19 protein-coding genes are annotated in these 20510 nt (G+C 45.6%); 10 read left to right on the plus strand and 9 right to left on the minus strand.

The features are described from left to right. Positions 1-106: 106 nt before the first annotated feature. Positions 107-628 (plus strand): hypothetical protein, encoded by a 522-nt coding sequence (locus ACO6UY_RS14610; protein ID WP_422139544.1) that lies wholly within the window; start codon positions 107-109, stop codon positions 626-628. Continuing rightward, the gene (locus ACO6UY_RS14615) at positions 625-1818 is read left to right on the plus strand and encodes a DGQHR domain-containing protein (RefSeq protein WP_422139543.1); all 1194 of its coding nucleotides are present in this window, start codon (positions 625-627) and stop codon (positions 1816-1818) included. The genes ACO6UY_RS14610 and ACO6UY_RS14615 overlap by 4 nt, the downstream gene beginning before the upstream one ends. A 21-nt stretch (positions 1819-1839) precedes the next feature. Here ACO6UY_RS14615 and ACO6UY_RS14620 read toward each other — a convergent pair whose 3' ends face one another. The 4 genes from ACO6UY_RS14620 to dndB are packed head-to-tail and all read right to left on the minus strand — an operon-like array spanning position 1840 to position 6878. Then, positions 1840-2190: a DndE family protein gene (locus ACO6UY_RS14620; RefSeq protein ID WP_422139542.1), complete on the minus strand. Its 351-nt coding sequence runs from the start codon at positions 2188-2190 to the stop codon at positions 1840-1842. Further along, positions 2180-4207, minus strand: coding sequence for a DNA sulfur modification protein DndD (gene dndD, locus ACO6UY_RS14625; protein ID WP_422462998.1), 2028 nt, complete (start codon positions 4205-4207; stop codon positions 2180-2182). The genes ACO6UY_RS14620 and dndD overlap by 11 nt, the downstream gene beginning before the upstream one ends. Then, positions 4204-5733 carry a DNA phosphorothioation system sulfurtransferase DndC gene (gene dndC / locus ACO6UY_RS14630; protein WP_422462996.1) on the minus strand — a complete coding sequence of 510 codons (1530 nt, stop codon included), beginning with the start codon at positions 5731-5733 and terminating at the stop codon, positions 4204-4206. Before dndC ends, dndD begins: the two co-directional genes overlap by 4 nt. Beyond that, the gene (dndB, locus tag ACO6UY_RS14635; protein ID WP_422490388.1) at positions 5730-6878 is read right to left on the minus strand and encodes a DNA sulfur modification protein DndB; all 1149 of its coding nucleotides are present in this window, start codon (positions 6876-6878) and stop codon (positions 5730-5732) included. Before dndB ends, dndC begins: the two co-directional genes overlap by 4 nt. 36 nt (positions 6879-6914) lie before the next feature. Between dndB and tusA the strand changes: the two genes are divergently transcribed. Both tusA and ACO6UY_RS14645 read left to right on the plus strand, forming a co-directional pair. Continuing rightward, complete coding sequence (tusA, locus tag ACO6UY_RS14640) at positions 6915-7178, plus strand: sulfurtransferase TusA (RefSeq protein ID WP_422462992.1); 264 nt, start codon at positions 6915-6917, stop codon at positions 7176-7178. Positions 7179-7385: 207 nt separating this feature from the next. Further along, complete coding sequence (locus tag ACO6UY_RS14645; protein ID WP_422490390.1) at positions 7386-9395, plus strand: hypothetical protein; 2010 nt, start codon at positions 7386-7388, stop codon at positions 9393-9395. A 172-nt stretch (positions 9396-9567) separates the two neighbouring features. Here ACO6UY_RS14645 and ACO6UY_RS14650 read toward each other — a convergent pair whose 3' ends face one another. Next, complete coding sequence (locus ACO6UY_RS14650; protein WP_422490392.1) at positions 9568-11595, minus strand: DNA phosphorothioation-associated putative methyltransferase; 2028 nt, start codon at positions 11593-11595, stop codon at positions 9568-9570. A gap of 9 nt (positions 11596-11604) precedes the next feature. Next, on the minus strand, positions 11605-12177 hold the full coding sequence (locus tag ACO6UY_RS14655; protein ID WP_422490394.1) for a hypothetical protein: 573 nt from the start codon (positions 12175-12177) through the stop codon (positions 11605-11607). Positions 12178-12292: 115 nt separating this feature from the next. On the opposite strand from ACO6UY_RS14655, the gene ACO6UY_RS14660 reads away from it, so the two are divergent. The 3 genes from ACO6UY_RS14660 to ACO6UY_RS14670 all read left to right on the plus strand — a co-directional run bounded on the left by ACO6UY_RS14660 (position 12293) and on the right by ACO6UY_RS14670 (position 13906). After that, on the plus strand, positions 12293-12886 hold the full coding sequence (locus ACO6UY_RS14660) for a hypothetical protein (protein WP_422490396.1): 594 nt from the start codon (positions 12293-12295) through the stop codon (positions 12884-12886). A 164-nt stretch (positions 12887-13050) separates the two neighbouring features. Further along, positions 13051-13266, plus strand: coding sequence for a hypothetical protein (locus ACO6UY_RS14665; protein ID WP_422466473.1), 216 nt, complete (start codon positions 13051-13053; stop codon positions 13264-13266). 88 nt (positions 13267-13354) lie between these two features. Beyond that, positions 13355-13906, plus strand: coding sequence for a hypothetical protein (locus ACO6UY_RS14670; protein ID WP_422490398.1), 552 nt, complete (start codon positions 13355-13357; stop codon positions 13904-13906). 757 nt (positions 13907-14663) lie between these two features. Here ACO6UY_RS14670 and ACO6UY_RS14675 read toward each other — a convergent pair. Both ACO6UY_RS14675 and ACO6UY_RS14680 read right to left on the minus strand, forming a co-directional pair. Continuing rightward, a complete protein-coding gene (locus tag ACO6UY_RS14675) occupies positions 14664-15788 on the minus strand; it encodes a Fic family protein (RefSeq protein WP_422490400.1) in 1125 nt (374 codons plus the stop codon). A 464-nt stretch (positions 15789-16252) separates the two neighbouring features. Next, entirely contained in the window at positions 16253-16600 is a 348-nt protein-coding gene (locus ACO6UY_RS14680; RefSeq protein WP_422463691.1) for a group II intron maturase-specific domain-containing protein, read from the minus strand. Between the two features lie 821 nt (positions 16601-17421). Here ACO6UY_RS14680 and ACO6UY_RS14685 point away from each other — a divergent pair. From ACO6UY_RS14685 to ACO6UY_RS14695, 3 genes are all read left to right on the plus strand, one after another. After that, complete coding sequence (locus ACO6UY_RS14685; RefSeq protein WP_422490402.1) at positions 17422-17631, plus strand: hypothetical protein; 210 nt, start codon at positions 17422-17424, stop codon at positions 17629-17631. Positions 17632-17910: 279 nt separating this feature from the next. Further along, the gene (locus ACO6UY_RS14690; RefSeq protein ID WP_422490404.1) at positions 17911-18951 is read left to right on the plus strand and encodes a hypothetical protein; all 1041 of its coding nucleotides are present in this window, start codon (positions 17911-17913) and stop codon (positions 18949-18951) included. A gap of 1 nt (position 18952) precedes the next feature. After that, positions 18953-19369, plus strand: coding sequence for a hypothetical protein (locus ACO6UY_RS14695; RefSeq protein WP_422490406.1), 417 nt, complete (start codon positions 18953-18955; stop codon positions 19367-19369). A gap of 59 nt (positions 19370-19428) precedes the next feature. Here the strand turns inward: ACO6UY_RS14695 and ACO6UY_RS14700 are convergent, their stop codons facing one another. Next, complete coding sequence (locus ACO6UY_RS14700; protein WP_422463701.1) at positions 19429-20442, minus strand: hypothetical protein; 1014 nt, start codon at positions 20440-20442, stop codon at positions 19429-19431. Positions 20443-20510: the final 68 nt, after the last annotated feature.

Below are 20510 nucleotides of genomic sequence, written 5' to 3' on the forward strand. Positions count from 1 at the left end.
GGTTAGAAATTAGTGTTATTAGCATTGTTTTATTTAGCTCTTTTCTAATTTTAGTTTTTTGACTTTTATATAAAGTAAGGTTCAGGACTTGTATAGGGTGGTAATAATGAGCAAGTATAGTGACTGGACAAAGCTCAGAGAAGAAATTTCAAAAAATATAAGTACTGGCTTCCATGCACCAGCACCGGTTTTGTATTTATTGTCAGTTGTAATTATTGCAGGCGGTGTAGGTGTTTGGTTACCTTTGTTTGATGGGATACAGGGGCTAAAATCCAATTTAATGACATATGTGTTTGCTTTGTTATCTGCAATTCTTGCTGATTTTCTCATGCAAAAAAATGTAGAAACTGAAGGGTATGTTGTTTTTGTGATAACTATCGTGGTACTAATCATTACAGGAACAATAGCTTCTCTTAATATTGAATCTTTAGTCTGGTCATTGCTCTGTATGGGTGTGGCAGTTTTACTTCTTTTTTTATTGTGGTGGTTGCTGATTATTCCAGGAAAGTTTGATATTACTGCTAGAGAAATAAAGCAGGCGACAGTTGGGTCTGATCATGCAAGTAAAACAGCCCAAGATAAATCATTGGATGCATTAATGAAGAATCGAGCAGAGGGTAGAAAATGAGTATTCCATTTCTTGAAACTCCTGCACTTAGTGTAACACAACCTTTAGGACAGTTTTATATCGCTAGCATCAGAGTTGAGCACTTACTTAAGGTAACATATTCTGCTCCGGCATCGATTCGTGATAATGGGTTGTCAATAGAGGGTACTCAACGCTTAGAGAGTGAAAAAAGGCTGAAGGAAATTGCTGACTATATTAGAACAAAAGAGGCTGCTTTCCCTAATGCAATTATTATAGGGGCTAACTACAAACCAAATGGAGAATATGTTGGTGATGATGATAATCTTTCATGGAAGATTGAGGATGGTAAGTTAATTATACCTACTGGAGAAAAGCTAGGTTCAATAATTGATGGTCAGCATAGGTTGCATGCTTTTGAATACTGTGAGAAAGAGTATTTAAATGTGGAATTGCTATGCGCAATTTATACTGATCTACCAGTGCCTTTTCATGCATATTTGTTTTCTACGATTAACTTTAATCAGAAAAAAGTTGATCGTAGCCTTGCTTATAATTTGTTTGGCTTTGATATAGAAAGCTCGGATGAGAATACTTGGGTACCAGAAACGTTGGCAGTCTCCATTGTTAGGCGGTTAAATGTTGAAGATACACCGTTGAAATCAAAAATAACCCTTGGGATGCCATCAGGTAATTTGGATAAGCCTGTCTGGTCGGTATCCATGGCGACAATTGTAGATGGTGTTTTGAAATTGATTTCAAAAAACCCAAAAAAAGATAGGCATGATTTACTATCTTTACCAATATCGAAAAGATCAAGATCTGAATTGCTTAGTAATGATGGTACTCCTCTAAGATTTCTTTATATTGATGGCTATGATGAGGCTATTTATGAAATAGTTAGAAATTATTTTATGGCTTTAAATAGTGTGCTGTGGAATCAAAGTATTGAGAAAAGCTATATCGTAAAAACTGTTGGAATTCAGGCGTCTTTTGATTTTTTGAAAGAGCTGCTTTTTGATTTTCACAATACGTTGGATGGAAGTGAGACATATTTCTCTGAAATATTAAAAAAGGCTAGTGATGTAGATTTTACAAATATACAAGCTTCTGGAATAGGCAGAACGCAGATAAGGAATTTACTCTTGATTGCTTGTGGTGTTAAGAGTGCAGATGGTTTGGGAGTTGATTTAAGTGAAATCCCATACAATCAATTAAAAGTTACACTGTGACTTTGAAATAAAAAAGGTGGCCTATGCCACCTTCTCCTTACATTTTATGAAAAGATCATTTAGATTATTAACCCCGGTAAAAATACCAAGGCCGTTATCGATTAATTGAGTAACAGCCTTTGAAATATCTATGCCCTCGGATTGTTGCCTAATAAGCATGGCATACATCTCAGCATGCTCTCCGAATAAGGTTGAGGTATGTAAAACCTGATCTCCAGGTGTAGAAGTAATATCTTGACTTAATGAGTTCGATTCTAGTGCGTGTGCGATTGCCAAACGAGCCAGAATATTGGGTGTGATACCCGTACGGCCTTTCATCATAGCCAAAGTATCTGTTGCTTTTTTGGATATACGAAATTGATTAGGCAACATTCGGGGTAAACTCCCTTACAGACTCATCTTCCAGCTTTTGACCAAAGTAACGCTGGCGCTTCAGGAACTCAGATCGTCCTTCATCAGGGATATAGTCCACCTCGTACACATGGGAAATATGAGGTGACAGAGTGTTAAAGTACTCCTTATCAATCTCAGTGTCCGTAGACAAAATTACCACCTGATGGCTTGCCGTCGGGAAGTAACTTTCTACCAGCTTGCTGCGGTGCTTACTGTCGAGACGGCCTAATGGTGTGTCGATAATTACGGGCAGTTTACGGCCAGAGGTGCGAGCCAGGGCTTCCAACATGGCGATCGCAAAGATCTGTTTCTCACCGGCGGACAGTTGCTGCTTATTGATCTCATCACCATTTTTGTTCAACAAGCAAACGTCAAAGGTTTTTGGGTTGATCGTTGCTTTAATACTAATGTCATCTTTACGGGCCAGTTTTTTGAAGGAGCGTACAAACTCTGCTTCCAGCTGTTTGACCTTATTAATTGTTGCTTTTTCGGCAAACTCATTTAACAGTTCTCGGGAACGTTTTGCCAGCTCATAAGCCCGACCGCTGGAGAAATTAGCGCTAAACTCCGACTCCTTTTTCTGCATCTGGCGCATGATATCCATCGCCGTTCTCAGTGATTTCTTTGCTTCTTCTTTGGCCAGCGTTGCTGCGCCAACCATCTCAGACCGCTTCTGGTTAAACGCCCTGATCTGTTCCAGCTCATCTTTCAGGAAAGCTTCGTCCGGTGCTCGCTCAAGGTTTTTGCTGGCATTGTCAAGCTCGGTCTGGATATCCGCCAGGCTTTGCCCTAGCTCCAGCATTTGCTTTCTGGCGTTGGGGAGTACTTCACGTATCAGGTGTGCAGTTCTTGCAAATTGTTTGTCAGAACAGTCATGAATTACTTCAACGGTATTCGCAGCTTCAAATACATCGGCAAACGCTTCTGTCACAGCCTGCTCAACGAGCTGTTTATTGTGCAGCGTTTTTTCCAGAGCCTTTTTAAGGGTAGTGATCTTTTGGTCCAGTGTGGCTTTTAGCAGTAGTTGCTTTTTGTAGTCCTGTTCGATTTTAAGCTGTTGCAGGAGCTCTTCCACCTTGTTCATGGCAATGACTAATGGGAATTCTCCAGCCATGCAGTCACGTAACTGACCTTCGAGCATTTTCTTTTCAGCCAATAGCTGGTCAATGCGCCCCTGCTCTTCTGTGCGAGACCGAGCCCACTCTCCCCCTTTACTAGAGATATAGGACTCAGACTTTTTTATCTCATCATCGATCAGCGCAATCTGACGTATGGCTTCGCTTTGCTTGTCCAGTGCTTCTTTGTAGCTGGCATAGGCAATATCGTACTCTTCTTTCAGTGTCGAAATGATGTGCTGATGCTCTTCTGGCATCGCCGCCGTGTTCTTCTCCCGCAGGTAAATAGCCAGGTCGTCCCGCATACGGTTGATAACATCCAGCCCTAGCAGCTTTCTGATGGCTGCTCCCAATGCCTTGCCGGTATTGTCTTCTGCCAGTTCGGCAATTTTTTCTCCATCAAAAAAGAAAAGATCGGAAACACCGATAGGTACCAACTCATTCAGAAATCCCTGGCATTGTTCGTAGCTCAGTTCTTCGAGTGGTTTTTCGTCTTTTTCTATCTTCAGGGTTTCTTTAACCTTGCCATTAACCGTCCATGCACGCTTAACGGTGTACCGTGACACTTCGCCACGGGTTGCATAACTGAAGCTCAGGTGAATATAAGCGGCATTGGCCTGTACCAGAGAGTTTCTGCTTTTGTGCACAGACTCTTTCAGGTATTCCTCGTACTCCTTGTTGGAAACATTGTGGCCAAGGCTATGGCGGCCATAAAGTGCCAAACGGATTGCGGTCAGTGTGGTCGTTTTACCAGCGCCGTTCAAACCACCAAAGAGAATAATGGGGCGTTTCCGTCCGTGTCGTATTTCTGGTGCCAGTTTAACTGTCTCAACACCACTGATGACCCGGAAGTCACAAATTTCCAGCTCTTCCAGGATCATGCAAGTTCCTCATATTTCTCACGCAACTCTTTCATCTCTTTTTCATAACTGTCGAGCTGTTCAACGCTTTTGATCCGGTATTCATGGCTGGAGTCGGCATCCCAGTCCTGTTCGAGCAGGGTTTCCATTTTCCGGAGCAGACCACGGCGCACACTGAGCCCTTCCATGGAAAGTTCCAGCTCAATCAGCTTCATGATCAGCTCGGCTGGAACCTCATAATCTGTTTCAAGCTCTTTCAATAAATCTGCGTCCGGCTTGGTGAAAGCGCCTGCATCGTTTTCTACCCAGTCAAGGTCTTCACCATACACTTCTTTGTAGATGGCTGGCAGACTATCAGTCCAGTCTGGATCCAGTGGGTCATGGAGCCATTCTTTTCGGATAGCGTGTAACTCTGGGCGAGTGATTAGTTCTATATCTTGCCCTTGGATCCGCAGATTTCTTTCGATGGTTAAGAGTTCTTTCAACCACTCCTGGCGAACGCTCATCTTATAAGGGCCAAACGCTCTTTTGATATCCCGGGTGCCATCATCATTAACAGAGCGGCTGCGAACATAACTGATGCGGCCATCACGACGGCGGGTGTTACGGAGTTCGGCTTTATTTTCCGGTTTGGTGCTGTCCCAGAGCTTCTGACGGAATTTCAAGAGTGGCTCCATCCAGGTTGCCCCATTTTCAATTAACCCTTCAATGGCTTTATCCTTGGTGACGACGGTACAGGTCCAGCAGCCAAAACGTGAATTTCCGCAGGATGGCGTGCTTTTATCAATCACTAGAGGGCATTCGCCGGCATTAGAACCTTTGTAAAGGTTAAATAATTCACGGTTTGTGCCACCCCAGGGCGCATAGGTGGCCAAGAGATACATCCAGACTTCATCATGGGTCCAGCTTTCGATAGGCATGTAAGTGAAAGCACCGGGCAGAGAAGTGTGGCGGGCAAGTATGCTGCCATCAATCTTGTGCTTGGCAATCACCTGAGCACGGGAAGAACTCTCCTGGCTTCTGGAACCAAGGATCACAATTACTTCGCCGAAGCGAGCCACCTTATCCATGATAAAGTCACTGACCGGATCGATTTTCATGCGCTCAGTGCACCAGCGGAAAGAGGTTGTTGGTGCTGGGTAGCCTTTACCTAATAGGTTTGCCCAAAAGGTTTCGTTGGTTTTTGGGAAAACTTGATGGGCGGTGATTGGCAAGTTGTGTACCTGAGCACCTTTGTTCACCGCATCAATAACGTGCTTGATCTGATCGACCACAACCGGGGTTTCTACCAGCGTATCAGATGAAACCACATAGACATGTTTGTGCAGTTCTTCCGTTTTCAGGTTCAGTAGTGCGGTATAGACCAGAGACAAGATGGTAGTGGAGTCTTTACCGCCAGAGAAACCAATCACCCAGGGTTTGTCATCGTGCTGGTACAGCTGTTGAATCTCGAAAACCAGGTCTTTGAGAGGTCTACCTGCATAAGGGGTATCCATGTCTGCCAGCATCTCATCAATGCCGGGGTATAAAAGGGTTTCATCTGTCATTGCAAAAATGTCTCTTCAAGAGACTGGTCTTCCGGGTTAAGCCGAACACCTAGAGCCTTACGTATCACATTGGCAGTTAATGCGACATTGGTACGGGCTTTACTCAGCCGACCATGTAGAAGGGCACGCCCCTCCCATAGTTCTGTATTTGATCGAGACCAATCAATGTTTTTCAAGTTGTCCAACCGACTTTTCCAATCATCTCTGTACTGGGTAAGCAGGTCCGCTCCAGCGCAACCCAAAGCGTGAAGAGTAACGCCGTGCGCATGTACAAAATGGTTTCTTAGCTCTGCTGAGGAAACTTTTCTCTCTTCCGTGTCTTTCCAGTCTGGCATCGCCTCTGTAACAGCTTGCCAATATTCTGTGGCTAACTGCATCTCCCCACGGGAAATTGCATCTTTTGACCCTTTGCGGAGAAGACTGCGGCTAGCCAGTTTAACACTGCTGAGGGCAAATAACTTGATGCTTCGGTTTGAAATGCTTGATTTCTCCATCTCGGTCAGCTTCTTAAAGCATGATACGTTGGCCACGATATATCTTGCCATAGCTGAACCAGGGTCCCGAAGGTCGTAGAGTGTACTTAGCGAATCACTGGGCCTGACTGCATGTTTGTTGAGATCTGCAAACATCTGCTGGCTACGCTTAAGGCCATCGTCGCTGAAAAACAAAACCGGGATATTATCATGACCCAGTTCGCTATTCTGGTTGATTGCGTCTTCGATAGCAGCCCTGCGATGTTGCCCATCATTGATAAGGATCTGGGCATCCATCGGTACCGAGAGAAGCCCAAGGTTTACGGCAACTCCTGTGTCTGCCAGTGGTTCAAAGTGTACCTGATTATTTATTGAAGCCGTGATTGCTGATAGTGTGTAATCTTCTCGGTTCTCAAGCAGATAATTAGCAATCTCCGGTATGCGTGAGCGATTCAGTATGCGCTGGGCTCGCAGCTCCGGTGGTACTTCTTCTTCATCAAAAATAAATATTTTTGGAAGTAAACGCATCGGGCACATAGCTATATAGCAAGGCCTGCCGGATTGTATACCTCGGACAGCCGGGAAAGTATGGCTGAATTCACTTAGACGTTTGCCACTCATCGCTGTACCTGTTTGTAAAAAAGCAGTGTAGAGGAAGAGAAAATAGTGCAAGAATTACGTACATGCGACGATTGGAAGTGATAAATTATGTTCCAGATAGATCAGTCAGAAATATATGAGATTACTCATCATCTCGATGCGACTGGACTTATATGCCCTGAACCGGTGATGTTGTTACACAATATAATTCGTAAAATGTCGGGTGGTGACGTGCTCGAAATGACTGCCACAGACCCATCCACTCAAAGAGATATCCCAAAATTCTGTATTTTTTTGAATCATGATTTGTTACAGAGCAAAGATGAAGGCGGAAGATTTGTATACCTTCTGAGAAAGGGGGCGGCTGGTTAGCTCTTGGGTATGGGATTCCTATAGTTGTCTGCGGTCAACACTACTAAGAGCGTAGAAAAATATTCCATACAATGAAAAAAATATTGGAAAGTTGAGTTGAGTTAATGGTCTTGTGGGGAAGAAAAATTTTCTCATGGGGCTATCTTAATTAGCCGTATCTTCCAGAGCTTTTATGCCTTGGGTGAATGATGTGAAAAAGTAAAATTCATGGATCTTAAAACGCAGTACCAGCAATCAATAAAGCCTGAAAAAGAATATTCCGCTTTTTTTCTGACAACATCACAGCTTGGCTGGGGTTCTATCTTGGAGGCGCATCACAGCAGACAGATGCCGTTCATTATGGATGGTGAAGGTTTTATGCTGTTTGCCTCGGAGCACGCCAAAGAGATCTATGAGGGCTTGGCTGATGGGATTAAGGCTGGTATCCGTCGTCACCCGGATGTTTTGAAGCTTCATACTCAGTCCGTTCAATCAGAAGTGGGTTCTGAAGCGCTTCTGAATGATAACAGTGCTTCTGACGTCTTGCTCACGACTGAACGCCCCCTTTCTGATGTGAGCGATCAGGCTCTGGTTCGAGATCATTTTAAAGATAATTTTGATGCTGATGCTCTAAAGACACTTTTGGAAGAACTCAGTTACCGATCATCATCGGTTGCGAGAATATTTGTACTACGAGTCCGTGAACGTTTAGAGGCCTTGTCAGCAGGTGGGGCAGAGAAAGTTCTTCCCGATTCAGGAGCAGGGTTGATAAGCCCTGAAGTTGTTGCTGAAGTGGCTCAAGAAGAACGGACAGCTGAGGGAAAAGTAGAAACAAAAACATCACGCCCATATATTGGTAAAACTGTTCAACAGTTGGAGGCACTCTACTGGCAGGCTTATACCAACAGGCAGTTGCTGGAGGACCTTTACGAAGAGTTGCAGCATCGGTCTGTGATCAAATGTATCCGACTGCGTGATCGGGTTCGGGGCCGTTTGAGTGTGCTAGACAAAGAAGAGCCGAAGGATATGGCCGAGGACTCGGTCAGAGAGGTTGTTCAGGATAGTGCCGAACCGGTGGAGGATAAGCTTTCAATAGTTCGTCCTTATGTTGGCAAAACGATAGCACAGTTAAAAATACTGCATCTTCGCAGTGATTCCGAAGTGTCGGTTCAGCAGGCTATTTTAGCCGAGCTGCAATTCTTCTCGACACCGGAATCGATAAAGCTGAGGGAGCTGATTCAACTTAAGCTGAATGAGCTTCAGAATAGCTCAGACGCTTCAGATGAACAGGCTGACTTTGAAGAAAACGATAGTCTCGGTGATGTTGCTTCTGCAGAGCCTGTTGATGATAGCCAGAATACTAAAAGTGTTGCAGGTGATCATGGCAGAGCGGAGCAGCAAAAAAAGATCTATGCAGCCAGGTTGTTCACTTATAAAAAGCGACTTCTGGAAGGTCGTGAACCAACCGCTGATCAGCTGACTGTATTTAACAGTTTGGATAAAGAGGCGCAAGCCGATTTCTTGACCAAAGTTGAATTGGAGAAGCAGCTCTTGGCTAACAGGGTGGCTATTGATGAGGTACCCTGCAATAAAGAAGTTGAAGAGGAACCAGCTTATTCAACGCCCAAGCCAAAAATGGTTGATCTGCTTTCAAAACGGGCCAATGTATTTGAGCTGGCCAAGAAAGTAAAAGAGCAGGCTTCAGCCCTGAAATCCTCTTTTTCCTCCGCATCCCCGAGCGTTGAGAGTAAACCTTATGATCGTGGTCATTCATTAGATAATGATTATATTGCCGAGGATTCTGCTGAGGATTATCCGTCGCCAGTGTTGGAAGAGCCTGCCAAGCCCCTTGAGTTGGTGGCTGATTTCACCAGACCTTATGCCAGGGTTCAGGCCATGATCCAGAAAGAACTGGATCGACAGGATTTCCAGATTTTATTGAAGCTTAGTGTACAAGACCGCAGACTCAATGAAGTTGGCAATGAGCTGGGGCTGAGTCGCCGGGATGTAAAGCGTCGTGTTACAGAGCTGGTAGAGCGAATTGGCGAACAATACGCGGAGCCCTTGAAAGCTTTTGCGGAACCCATGGATGCGCTGTTGGATGAAGAGGGCGATGAAGTACTGCTGGAACAAGCTGCTGAGAAGCTGGGGTTGACGCTGGCTCGGATGAAATTTTTGGTGATGGTTGCCGGAACTCATTTCCGGCAGCCCTGTAACCCACTTTCACCACCAAAATAACGTAATCATCTGATTTTGAACCATATATTCTATTCGAATATATGGTTGGCACGATATTTAATCGTTTAAAATCAAAATGTTACCAAGGGGTGGTGAAGGTCGGCTGTAAAATTCACCAGGATCGGGCTTATCGTCCAACTCGTTTGCTGGATTGACTATTGTATAAACGGCCCTATGCGTTAAAGAACCGGTAACCCTTAATCGTGAGTCCGTGCTTCATTTGAAGCAGGTCAGTCAGATTTTCTAATGAAGGGCCATGCCCGTTAGCAAGCTCAGGAATGTTCAAGCCGGAAAGGCGTTTATCAAATGACTGCTGCTTGCCATAATCGGGAAAACTTGCGTCGATCAGCCGGGACTTCCAGTAGAGTGGTTGTGGATCGTAGTCGCCATAGCCGTAGTCAAAAAAATCGACAGTACGCTGGCGCAGGTTGATTTTGACCCGTTCACGAAGCATGGGAATGGGTTGGGTATTAAAACCCTCGTAGGTCATCAGGGTCAGTTTGCCGGAGCGGATATGAATTTTTACCAGGTCCACTCCATCGGTTTCCGAAAAAAGCTGTGTGGCACAACCGGCATAGATTCTTAATGGGGGCGGCAGGTCATTAATAAAACGACTATGGATGATCAGTGAGTGGCTGTCGTTAAGGATACTGGCTGGTAACTGCTGATGGGCCAGTTCGCACATCTGGTCAATAAGGTTGGGTTCTGCCAGGGAGAACAGCAGCTCACGAGCCTCTGCAACGGTTGTTTTGTAATCACCAAAGAAGGCTTTGATGTCTCTTTTCAGAGGGTCTGGCATGTGTTTGTAAATACGTTTTTTATTGAACTGCTGTAGGGCGAAGTAGACCTGTAAATCTTCCGTTCTCTCTTTTGCCGCCTGATCCAATGCCTGGATATCTGCTTCACCCTTTAACAGATTAAAGGCCTGTTTGGGGGAGCCTATCTGTTCTGCCAGCAGCTTGGATTCTTCAAATTCGTCGGCGGTGGGTAACCGACCCAGTTCAAGGCAGCGCTGCCAGAAATTTTCCAATAGCTGACGGTTTTCTTCTAATAGCCGTTTTTTGTTGGAGGTGGGCCTGCTTTTTTGAACCAGCTGTTTCCATTGTGGTCTTCGGCGTTGCTTATTGGCCAGGTAGAGCTGTTCTTCGTCTTTGTCTTTGAAAATGTAAAAGATCCCCGGTGCTACCGGGATGGGTTCTTCATCGAGAATCTGTTCGATGAAGATCTGGAGTTCAGTCTGGCTGAAGTATTTTTGAAAAGTATTTCTGCTAGTGAGTACACCGTCTTTAAAAGGCTTGAATTTGCGGATGTGCTGTTCGCTGGCAATCATGGCGGATACCACCAGTAATTTACCGGTCAGGCGCCAGGCTCCGAGTACTGCATCAACCCTTTCTTCCAGGTCTTCGATTACATTAATGACATAGCCAAGGTTGACCAGGTCCCCTTCTGTTTTTTTGCCCTCGGGTCGCCAGTTTGGATCCCAGCCACTGGCGGTGATGCCATGGGCCTGTAATTCCGACAGGTCATCGCCATGGCCGCAGCCATAGTCAAACACGGTGTATTGCCCCTTCAGGTAGCCATTATTGGCCAGCGTTTTCATGGGGCTTGAAAGGCTGTCCCGGCTCAGTGCGGTTTTGTGGCGGTCAACCTTGTGTTGTGTTTGTGGTTCGGTTAAGTCGATGGCTGCCCTTCGGAATAGACGACCATCCAGTAGTTCATAGCCTTTGTCTTTGATCAGGGTTTCCCAGCTGTTACGGAATCCAATGATGCGAGTGTTTTCATACAGCCCTGCAGCTTCGCCTTCCCGGGTAATCTCACAAAAGTCTGCGTGGTTAGGGTCTGAGGGGAGGATCATGTGTTCTTTGCGATGGAGGATAGGCGGGTTGGTGGAGCTGGTAAAGTCAGACTGTTTTATCTTTTCTTGGGCGAGGTCTATCCCATAACTGAAGTGCAGTGATGGATAGGCTTCGTCGTAGAAATCCGGATAGTAGAGCAGGGTGACTTTGAAACAGTCTTTATGGAGGCGAACGATATTCCAGTGCTGTTCCGGTATGCCTGAGTTTGTGGCTTTCTGGTGAATCCATGAGAAAAAATCCGGTGCGGTTTCACTCAGCGCCGAACGGTGGAGATAGAGTGCTTTAGGCAGTTTTTTGCCAAGCTCCAGTTGTGCAACCGTTTCATACCATTCTTGTTCATTCATGGCTTTTATTTATAGCTGAAATTGTTCAAGAAAACGCTCAGGGGTGAGGTTTCTGGGAATGTAGCCCTGGCCGTTGGTTTTGGGTGTCATTATGCAGATGGCTGCATTTTGAGAGTCTTTGTTATAGCTAACGTGAATGGGCTTGTCGTGTCCATAAAAATAGAGCCTGTCGAAGGTGAGCTGTTTGACGATCCAGGTGGTTACCTCCAGTGATGAGGTGTCCGGCACATGAAAATCGCAGGCGGCTCCTCCCCGAGAGCAGATAATGTCTCCCTTCCTGTTTTTTTCAAAGCAGCTGTGCTGATCCAGTTTGGGATAGATAGAGGGCAGCATGCCCTGTTCTTTGGCCAGTTTTTTTCTTGCCGTCGCCAATGTGGGGGAGCAAAAGCCGTATGTGATTTCCAGGGCACCAAACTGCTCATAAACCGGATCGAGTATATAGGTCGCCAAATCGGCAAGGGCCTGCCAGCTCTTGTCAGCCAGTGGCAGGTTATCAATAGACGATGATTGCCAAGTTTCACCGCACTCGATCAGCTGCCGGTAGGTGAAGTGTTTGCTGCAAGGTTGGTTCAGCTGGGGCATGGTGAAACCCGTTGTTTGTTTTGATCAGAATAAGGAATTGGTCTGGTGAAATTCAATCCCGAATGAAATAAACTGTGCATGGAATCATCCTTGTTAATAAACTCTGAGAGATTCGATGTATATCTTCCCTGAAACTGAAAAAAAGCTGAAAGCCAGAATTTCCAGCTATCGATCGGCGCTCAACAAAGAGAAAAAAGAGTATCACTTTATCAGTGATGGCAGTGGTAAACGATATGTTCTGTTCAGTCTGTACCTGGTCCTGAACGATTTGAAAAAGTCAGAGAGTTACTTTAACTGGTACCAGGAGGAGTTTCCTGATGATGCGGGTGAACCGGTCCAGAAATTGTGCTGGTCTCTGGGCCTGCTGAGAATGAACAAACCGGTGGAAGCACGCTACAGGCTGGCGGATCTGATGCTGGCAAATCTTTATCTGATCCCTTACGTGCTGGGCCAGCCCCTCGAGCAGGAATATGATATCTGGCATGCATCCAACTTCCACAATCTGGATTATATTTATGACTTGCCAGAAGAGGTCAATAACGCGATTACGGATAACGAGCGGGAGTGGATGGGTGAGGCGTATGGCTCACTTGAGTTTCGCCGTATCAGAAAACGATACATCGAAATTTACCATGAGTTGTTAACTACTAAAGAGCTTGCTGAGCGAACAATATTACTCAACGAGTCTCGTGGTTTATTGGTGAAATAAACTGAGAGGTACAAATGGGGCATTACTGTAGGATTTGTGCCTGTAGCAAGCCAAATGAACAGTTTTCTGGCAAAGGGCATAAGAATCATATCTGCAAAGAGTGCTCTAAGAAACCCAAAGAGGAAAGATGTGCAATTGATCAGGAAAATGAAATATTTGGTTTTATGCGTCAGTCAACTATTTCCAGGAAGAATATAGCGCGTTTGCATAAACTGAAACTGTCGGCTAACCAGCGCGTTGCCGAGCTGGCTGTCATTACTTTAGCGGTTGCACTGGTTAAACCACACAAAAAGCGCAGGCTGAAGGTGTTGGCCAAAGAGCATAGAGAGTTGTTTATTAAAGTCAGTGAGTCTGGTCTTATTTATGCCCACCATTACTGATCATCCAGCAAGCTACCGGGTTTGGAAACACCAATTTATTTTGATTCCCTGATGCTGGTTCAGCCGGGATATCGCAGAGGAATTTAAATTGACATCAGTGACTCGCAAGCAGCGCCGCCAACAGAAGCGGGAGCGGAAAAAGTTGTTTAAAAAGCTTAACAGGATATCCAGCAACGCTATCGATAAGATAAGGAATAATTGCGTTGCCGATACCTCGGAAAACCTGGGGCTTTCCCGTATGTCCGATCATATTTCAGACTTTTCCGAGCCCCTTTATGATTCCAGCTGGGATCAGGACGGCATTGAGGATATTTATGAGCTGGTCTGTTGTTGCTGGAATATAGGCACATGTTCGAAAGAGTTCGAGGATTTTTTATGGGGTATTTTGATTGAGAGGAAACTGGACGAGTGCGTTAATGACCCCTATGGCATACTCGCCAGCAAGCTCTCTGGCATTATTGACCAAAGGCGCTTGAGGTTTGCTGAAGATCGTCGTTTTATCATGGATTTTCGCCTGGAGTTTACTGAAGACAATTGCATGAATCTGCAAATAGTCAGCATGCCGATAGCTCAAAACGAATTTCTGGCAATGCAGGCAGCCAGGGTGATGGCTATGGAAGATGAAACTTTGGGCGCATAAAATTCCCGGGGTTTCGGACTTCAAGCTTTAACCGTGACGATTTTCGCCCGGCTTGTCGTGTAGCCCTGGCTGAGCGACTTCTGATAGGCATCCCTTTTTCTTGAATCCCACTGGTCATGGTCTCTGTATTGTCGTGCTTTTACAGGTTATGAATATGATCCACCATCCCGGGATTTCAGTTCATATGCCCAACGATGCAATGATTGACCCTGGAATCCGGAGTCTTCGTGATCAGTTAAGCAGGCCAGGATAAATTGGGGAAGATAACGGCAGCTCACCGTGATAAGGTGAAACTCAGGTCTATTCTGAAACGGAAGCACCGCAAAAACCTTACTGCCGGTAATGCCTCTTACCGGAAGTAATATGTTGATTGGTATGAGCTTTTTTAAAGTTTGAAGTTTTCATTTATCAATGATATCCGGTTACTTTGAATTAAATTTTCCGCTCATTAACTTATGCCGTGGAATCCTTACCTTCCCAACGAGGCTTATGGAGCCTGAATCTGGTATCACGCTCCTCAAATGGTTTTGAGGAGTCTCCAAACTCCTCAACGAGACTTGTGAAGCCTGAATCTGGTATCACGCTCCTCAAATGGCTTTGAGGAGTCTCCAAACTCCTCAATGAGGCTTGAGGAGCCTGAATGCGCTATCACGCTCCTCAAGTGGTTTTGAGGAGCCTCCAAACTCCTCAACGAGGTTTGTGGAGCCTGAATCAGAGGTTACGCTCCTCAAAAGGCGTGGGAATTCAGAGCTATCCGCTATGTGCGTTGGAATACACCCTGACCTTCAGTAATTTCTAACAGCTCTGCAAAACAAAGTACCGCAGGACGCCTCCCCGAAGCCGGTTTGATCTCCAATAAAATCCCGGCATCGCGCAGTTGACGGAGTAAAGCCGGTGTGGTTTTGGGATGAATGCCGTACTTTTCTTCAAACTGTTGAATAATATCCGTGGTGCGAAAGATGGGGCGACTAAACAGCGCATCCAGTAAATGAACAGAATACTGGGAGCGGGTAATGTGTTGAATTTGATGCTTCATATGCTCATACAGCCCCATGATGTTTCTCACCCGCGCACTGTTTTCCCTGGCCTGAAGGGTGATTGCTCGCAAAAAGAAAGCAATCCACCCATTCCAGTCTCCTTCTGAAGAGATCGCCTGGAGACGCTGGTAATATTCGTCACGGTGGGCTTCCAGGTATTCGCTCAGGTAGAACATAGGCTCGGAGAGAATTTTTTTCTGGTACAGAAATAGCGGGATCAGGATGCGTCCAATCCGGCCATTACCATCCTTGAATGGATGCAACAGTTCGAATTGCCCGTGTACCACGGCGACCTGAAGCAGAAAGTCGCAGTCATCATAATCGATATAACGTTCCCAGGACTCAAGGTGCTCCATTAATCGCAGTGGTGAGGGAGGCACAAATGTCGCCTGTTCCATGGAGCAACCCGCCCGGCCAATCCAGTTCTGATCGTTGCGAAATTCACTGGGAGATTTATTCTGTCCCCGAACGCTGTTGAGCAGTATGCTGTGCAACTCACGAATCAGGCTTAAACGAATGGGATAAGCTTTCAGGTGTTCACTGGCCTGAAACAGGGCAGCGCGGTAGTTTGAAATTTCCTGGATATCCTTGAATTTCTCGCCCTCTTTCTCCAGTCCTGCCTCCTGCTCCAGTACCTCATCAACGGTGGCCTGAGTACCCTCAATCTTGGAAGAGAGTACCGCCTCTTGAGTGGTCAGTGGCGAGAGCATCACCGCAGGGTTTGGTATCCCTTGTAGCAAACCATCGTACCGGGCAAGCTCAGCGTTTGCCTCGCCGACCAGGCTAAACAAGGCTCGAAAGTCAATATTCTCCAGGGGCAGCGTATCTGGCTGATCAGGGGGCATCCTGTTGGTATCCTGAGCCAATATTATGGGTTTGATTGTAGCGCGGCATGGGTGTCTATGATACGGGGTGACGTACGGATACCCGGATAGCATATCTGGCCATATCGATGGATTAAGCGTTCTATAAATTTCAGAACGATTACAGGATTGCCCGCAGGCAAAAATTTGCCTGCCCCTTCTTGTTGGTTACGAGCAGTGCACTGGGTGGATTTTAAAATGCGATTTGTAATGCAAGAAACATGAAGCAAACGCTTCGCAGGTATGAGCGATGATCAGAGAAAATATCTTTCAGTGTTGAAAACTGTCGTTTAGATGACCACTTTCGCTGGGTAACCAGAAGGTATTTTTCATTAAATTTTTTTCTAAAAAAATGGTTGAAATATCGAAAAATAATAAACACTTGCGCAATTTTTCCTAAAACGATTTGAGCTAAGTTGTTGAAATATAAGAGTGGCACGATAGCTTCAGGTGCTGGTGACTGTACGGTCGTGGAAGTTCGAGTCTTCTCCTGGGCACCAATTCTCAAAGATATGTCGTGTAATTCTCGGCAAATCAGGTAAGGCGGGGTGCGCCAACGGACTCGCCGCATTTCTCCATGAACGCATCTTGATGTATTTGAACGGCGGCTTATATCCCAGCTGTTTTAGCCGCCTATGCAGCTTGGCCGGTTTCTTCCACTGTTTCAGCTGTATACATCGCAGTCTGCGCCTGACCCAACTCATGACTCCCTTCAGCGCACTGCGACAATTGGCTATCTTGAAGTAGTTGGCAAACCCTCTCAGCACCGGGTTCAGTTCTTTGATGATCGTCACACGGGCTCATCTGCCACCTCACACCAGTGCTATCCTTGAGTTTCCTCTTGCGATAACAGCCCCCGATGACTCAGGGATTGATGCCAGGCTTCCCCAGTTACTAAACAGATCCCTGCCAGAAATTCCACCCTCAATCACTTGTCGGGACTGACTGAGTATTGGGCGTCGCGCTATTTCGCACGCTTGCCGCTCCCGACCTGCCGAATCAGGTTCGCTTACGCTGTGTACCTCTGACTTCCTATGGCCTTCGAACCCAGCCGTTGGCCAGCAACGCCCTTGCCATTCGGATTACCTTCCCCTCAGTCGGGGTGGTTCAGGCTTCTTTCAGCCTGACGGGTTTGCCCGCTTCGCTGGGCAAACAAAAAACCGGACAATTGCCCGGTGATACCTTCTCTCATATCTCTTCCTTTTTGTTATCTTGTACCCAGTACTTTCTGGGTTTTCCGAATATAGATTTTCTTCGCTTCCAGTGTTTTGTGGCCAGATACTAATCCTTCGTGGTCAGACACGCTTTTTGCTTTCAGGTCGTGGAAGTGCCACTTCTCGTTAATCAGTCCTTCATCTACTGTGCAGTTAATCAGTTTCTGCTACTGGCGGGGTTTCGCACCGTGCGATATCGTACTCTGATTTGTCGGGCAAAATTCCTCAAAGGGCAAGAAATTCGGGTTGTCTGGAGCTGTTTTGAGAATGATAAGGGGCACTGAAAAAAGAATTTTCATCTCAACCAATACAGAACACGAAGGGCTTGATGTACTTCGGGGTTATGCAAAGCGGTGGCCAGTTGAGCCTATGTTTCACCAGCTCAAACATGCATTTGGCTGTTGTCATCTGTGGCAGCAAAAATTGAGAACACTTCTGCGCTGGATGCATTTGAAAATGGCAGGTTATGCATTATTACAGTTGTTGACCGTCTGCAAAAATCAGTCATGCCTGACGATTTCCCGGATACCCTGGAGATCTCCGGATACAACAACCGCAGGCATGATGAGAATTTCCCTGTCACGAATTATTCCAAGGTTCCCCATTCGTAAGGGCTGGGATAGATATCATCAAAAATATGAGCTCAATTTCAATGAACTGTCCGGCCAGTTGAAGACAGATAAAGTAGAGGCTGCATAAATACAGCCATTTAGAGAAAAACCGGCAATAAAAGCGAACCTGAAAAAATTGTTTGTTGATGTCGGCTTGTTATTTTATCGAAACCTGGCCAGTCTTTCGTGTCATGCAAAGTCTAAAGTCGAGTTGTGAAAGAGAGGAACTTTTATAAGAAGGCGTGGTCTTAAGCTGTAATTCAACAGTTCAATAATTCAATGGATCAAACCAATCAATTTTCTTCATTTGATGCTTATTTTTATTATCTTTGTTCCAGCGCATTAGGTTTAGTAGATCAAGAACAGCAATTTGGGGCTACCGAACAGCAGCCTGTTTATCAAGGCATACCAGTTCAAGTGCTGAACCCTATTCCTATTTACAATAGCGGACCAGATACATATCAAAATGAAGCTGATCATTCTTATTCATTGAATAAATATAGTATTACATCCCTAACAAACCTCGATTCAGAAAACGCTTCTGGAACAGGTATTCAAGAAATACCACAATCCATTCTTGATGAATATGTTCCTTACCAGCCTGATTATGAGCCCGTTAATAATCCATTATTACTAACACCAAGTACTCCCATTCAGCAGCTAATATCGTGGGACGAGCTTGAAATCAGAAAGCAAACAGCAGCGAATCATACAAGCTCAGGTTTACAGTTAACTAATCTTCCTGCCGGAATTCATAGTTCACAAGATTTACGGCCAGTTGCTGTCGTTAATCCGTCATGCATGTACCAAGCTACAAGTGATAACCAAACAACCCAGGCAGGAGTTAATGTTGATAGCAGTTCTTCACTTGCCGAGCGACAAAGGGAGCGCAATAGGGAGCTCCGAAGGGAGCGCTACCAGACAGATCCCGCTTACGCCGAGCGAGAAAGGGGGCGCAAAAGGGAGCGCCAAAGGGAGCGCTACCAGACAGATCCCGCTTACGCCAAGCGCCAAAGGGAGCGCCAAAGGGAGCGCTACCAGACAGATCCCGCTTACGCCGAGCGTCAAAGGGAGCGCAAAAGGCAGCGCTACCAGACAGATCCCGCTTACGCCGAGCGTCAAAGGGAGCTTCGCAAAGATCCCGCTTACGCCGAGGGACAAAAGATCTATACAAAGACCTACAAAAGAATCAAAATACAAACCTCCAACAAGGAAGAAGCTAAAGAGCAAGCTGTGATCGCAAGAGAGCGGTATCTTCAGTCAGTCAATTCAGCTAAAAACTCAGGTTATTTACCACTGAGTTCTAATTGTCAGTCATGATGTGACTTGGGCGGAACCCAATGATTATTACTTACAAATCGCCAGCATAAACCTGCCCAAAGATGAACGCTATTCAGGCAGTCTGCCAGGGACAGGCGTATCCGCAGAATGGCGAGACAAGACGACAGAGTTCCGGGTCCCAACCTTGACAGAAGAAGAAGCCAAACTGAAGCAGCTGATCGACCAGGGTTTTGCAGTACTGCGTGACAATAAAACAACAACCGGCTTTGATAAGCCTGAAGCTGATGCCTGCGAAATCTGGCTGGATGCCTGGGAAATAATCAAAGAACTCTATCAGGACAAGACATCTCTGGACATCATTGGCTCCAGGATGGAATTTACCCTGTACTCTTGGGGCTCCGAGATGGATATGGGCCCCGGCCTGCAAAATTGCTTTTACGTCATAAAAAGCTGTTAACCTGTTGAACTGTATAAAGAAAATGTCGCCCCTCTTGTTCGGGTACATGAACCGCCAAATTATTCTATCAGTGTTGCTGGATTGGCCTTGTTGGAAACCAAAGTATCAGAAACAAAAACGATCCGACTCCCCTTCTCCATGCCCTGATATTCATTCTGATAATACTTGTCATGTACCAGCTGACGAAAATGCCATGACCTGTAGTGACTGTTCGGGGATGCTCTATTTTCCCTAACACCAGCCATACTGCCTAAAGTCATATGCTTGCTACAACGATGACCCAGAGATGCAAATTGGTGATTACTGAACTGTCCTGGCAGTCCATCCTGTAAAATATCTTGGCGATCATTACTGCGTGCATACATAACATACACTGACATGGACACCATCAGTTTCAGCAACTCATAATGAGACTGCAATTCCGCATTATCACAACGCTCTGTGTGAAGATATCCTCTTGAAGCAAACCCAGGGAGAATGTCGGCAAGATCCTGATATCGGTTTGCAGACAGAATACGTGGCAAATCTTCTAATTTCACGGATATGCGAGAATATGTTGTTGCCGGATCATGAGCAAACTGAAAATTAAACGTCAGCATTCCCTTGCGGCCAGGAGGCGTTTGTGCTGACTCGGTGCCTTTGCTGCATACCTTGATGAATGGATCAATTTTCTCATTCATCTCATCAGTATTCCGGCACATCGTCACCAGAACTCCAGTTATAGATAGTCCGGCAAACTTATATTCCTTCGGGATCGCCAAAATAAACTGATCATAGGGCAACCGGAAACCTTCAACCGCTGATAAGGAAAACTTTGCCTGTAACAGCATGTTCAGAACGTCAGCATCCTTGGGAAATATCATACGACGCTGACCAATACGCCAGTAATACTCTTCGCAACAAATTCCGAAATCTAATGTGTTAATGAAATCTGGTTCGATGTAGTTTGTATAGTGATGGATATGATCCTCGAAAGACCACGATTTCAGGCGGTTAAGCTTGGCTGTCTTCTTGATGATTTTGTCGCTGGCACGGAGATCAAGGTTAAAACGGTATTGATAATATCCAGGCATTTCGCCGCCTATAATGTTCAGAACTATTGTACCGAATGATAAGTGATTTCAGTGACATTCTGAAAGGG

It is taken from the genome of Endozoicomonas sp. ALE010 (assembly GCF_049310165.1).
In the GTDB taxonomy this organism is placed as follows: domain Bacteria; phylum Pseudomonadota; class Gammaproteobacteria; order Pseudomonadales; family Endozoicomonadaceae; genus Endozoicomonas.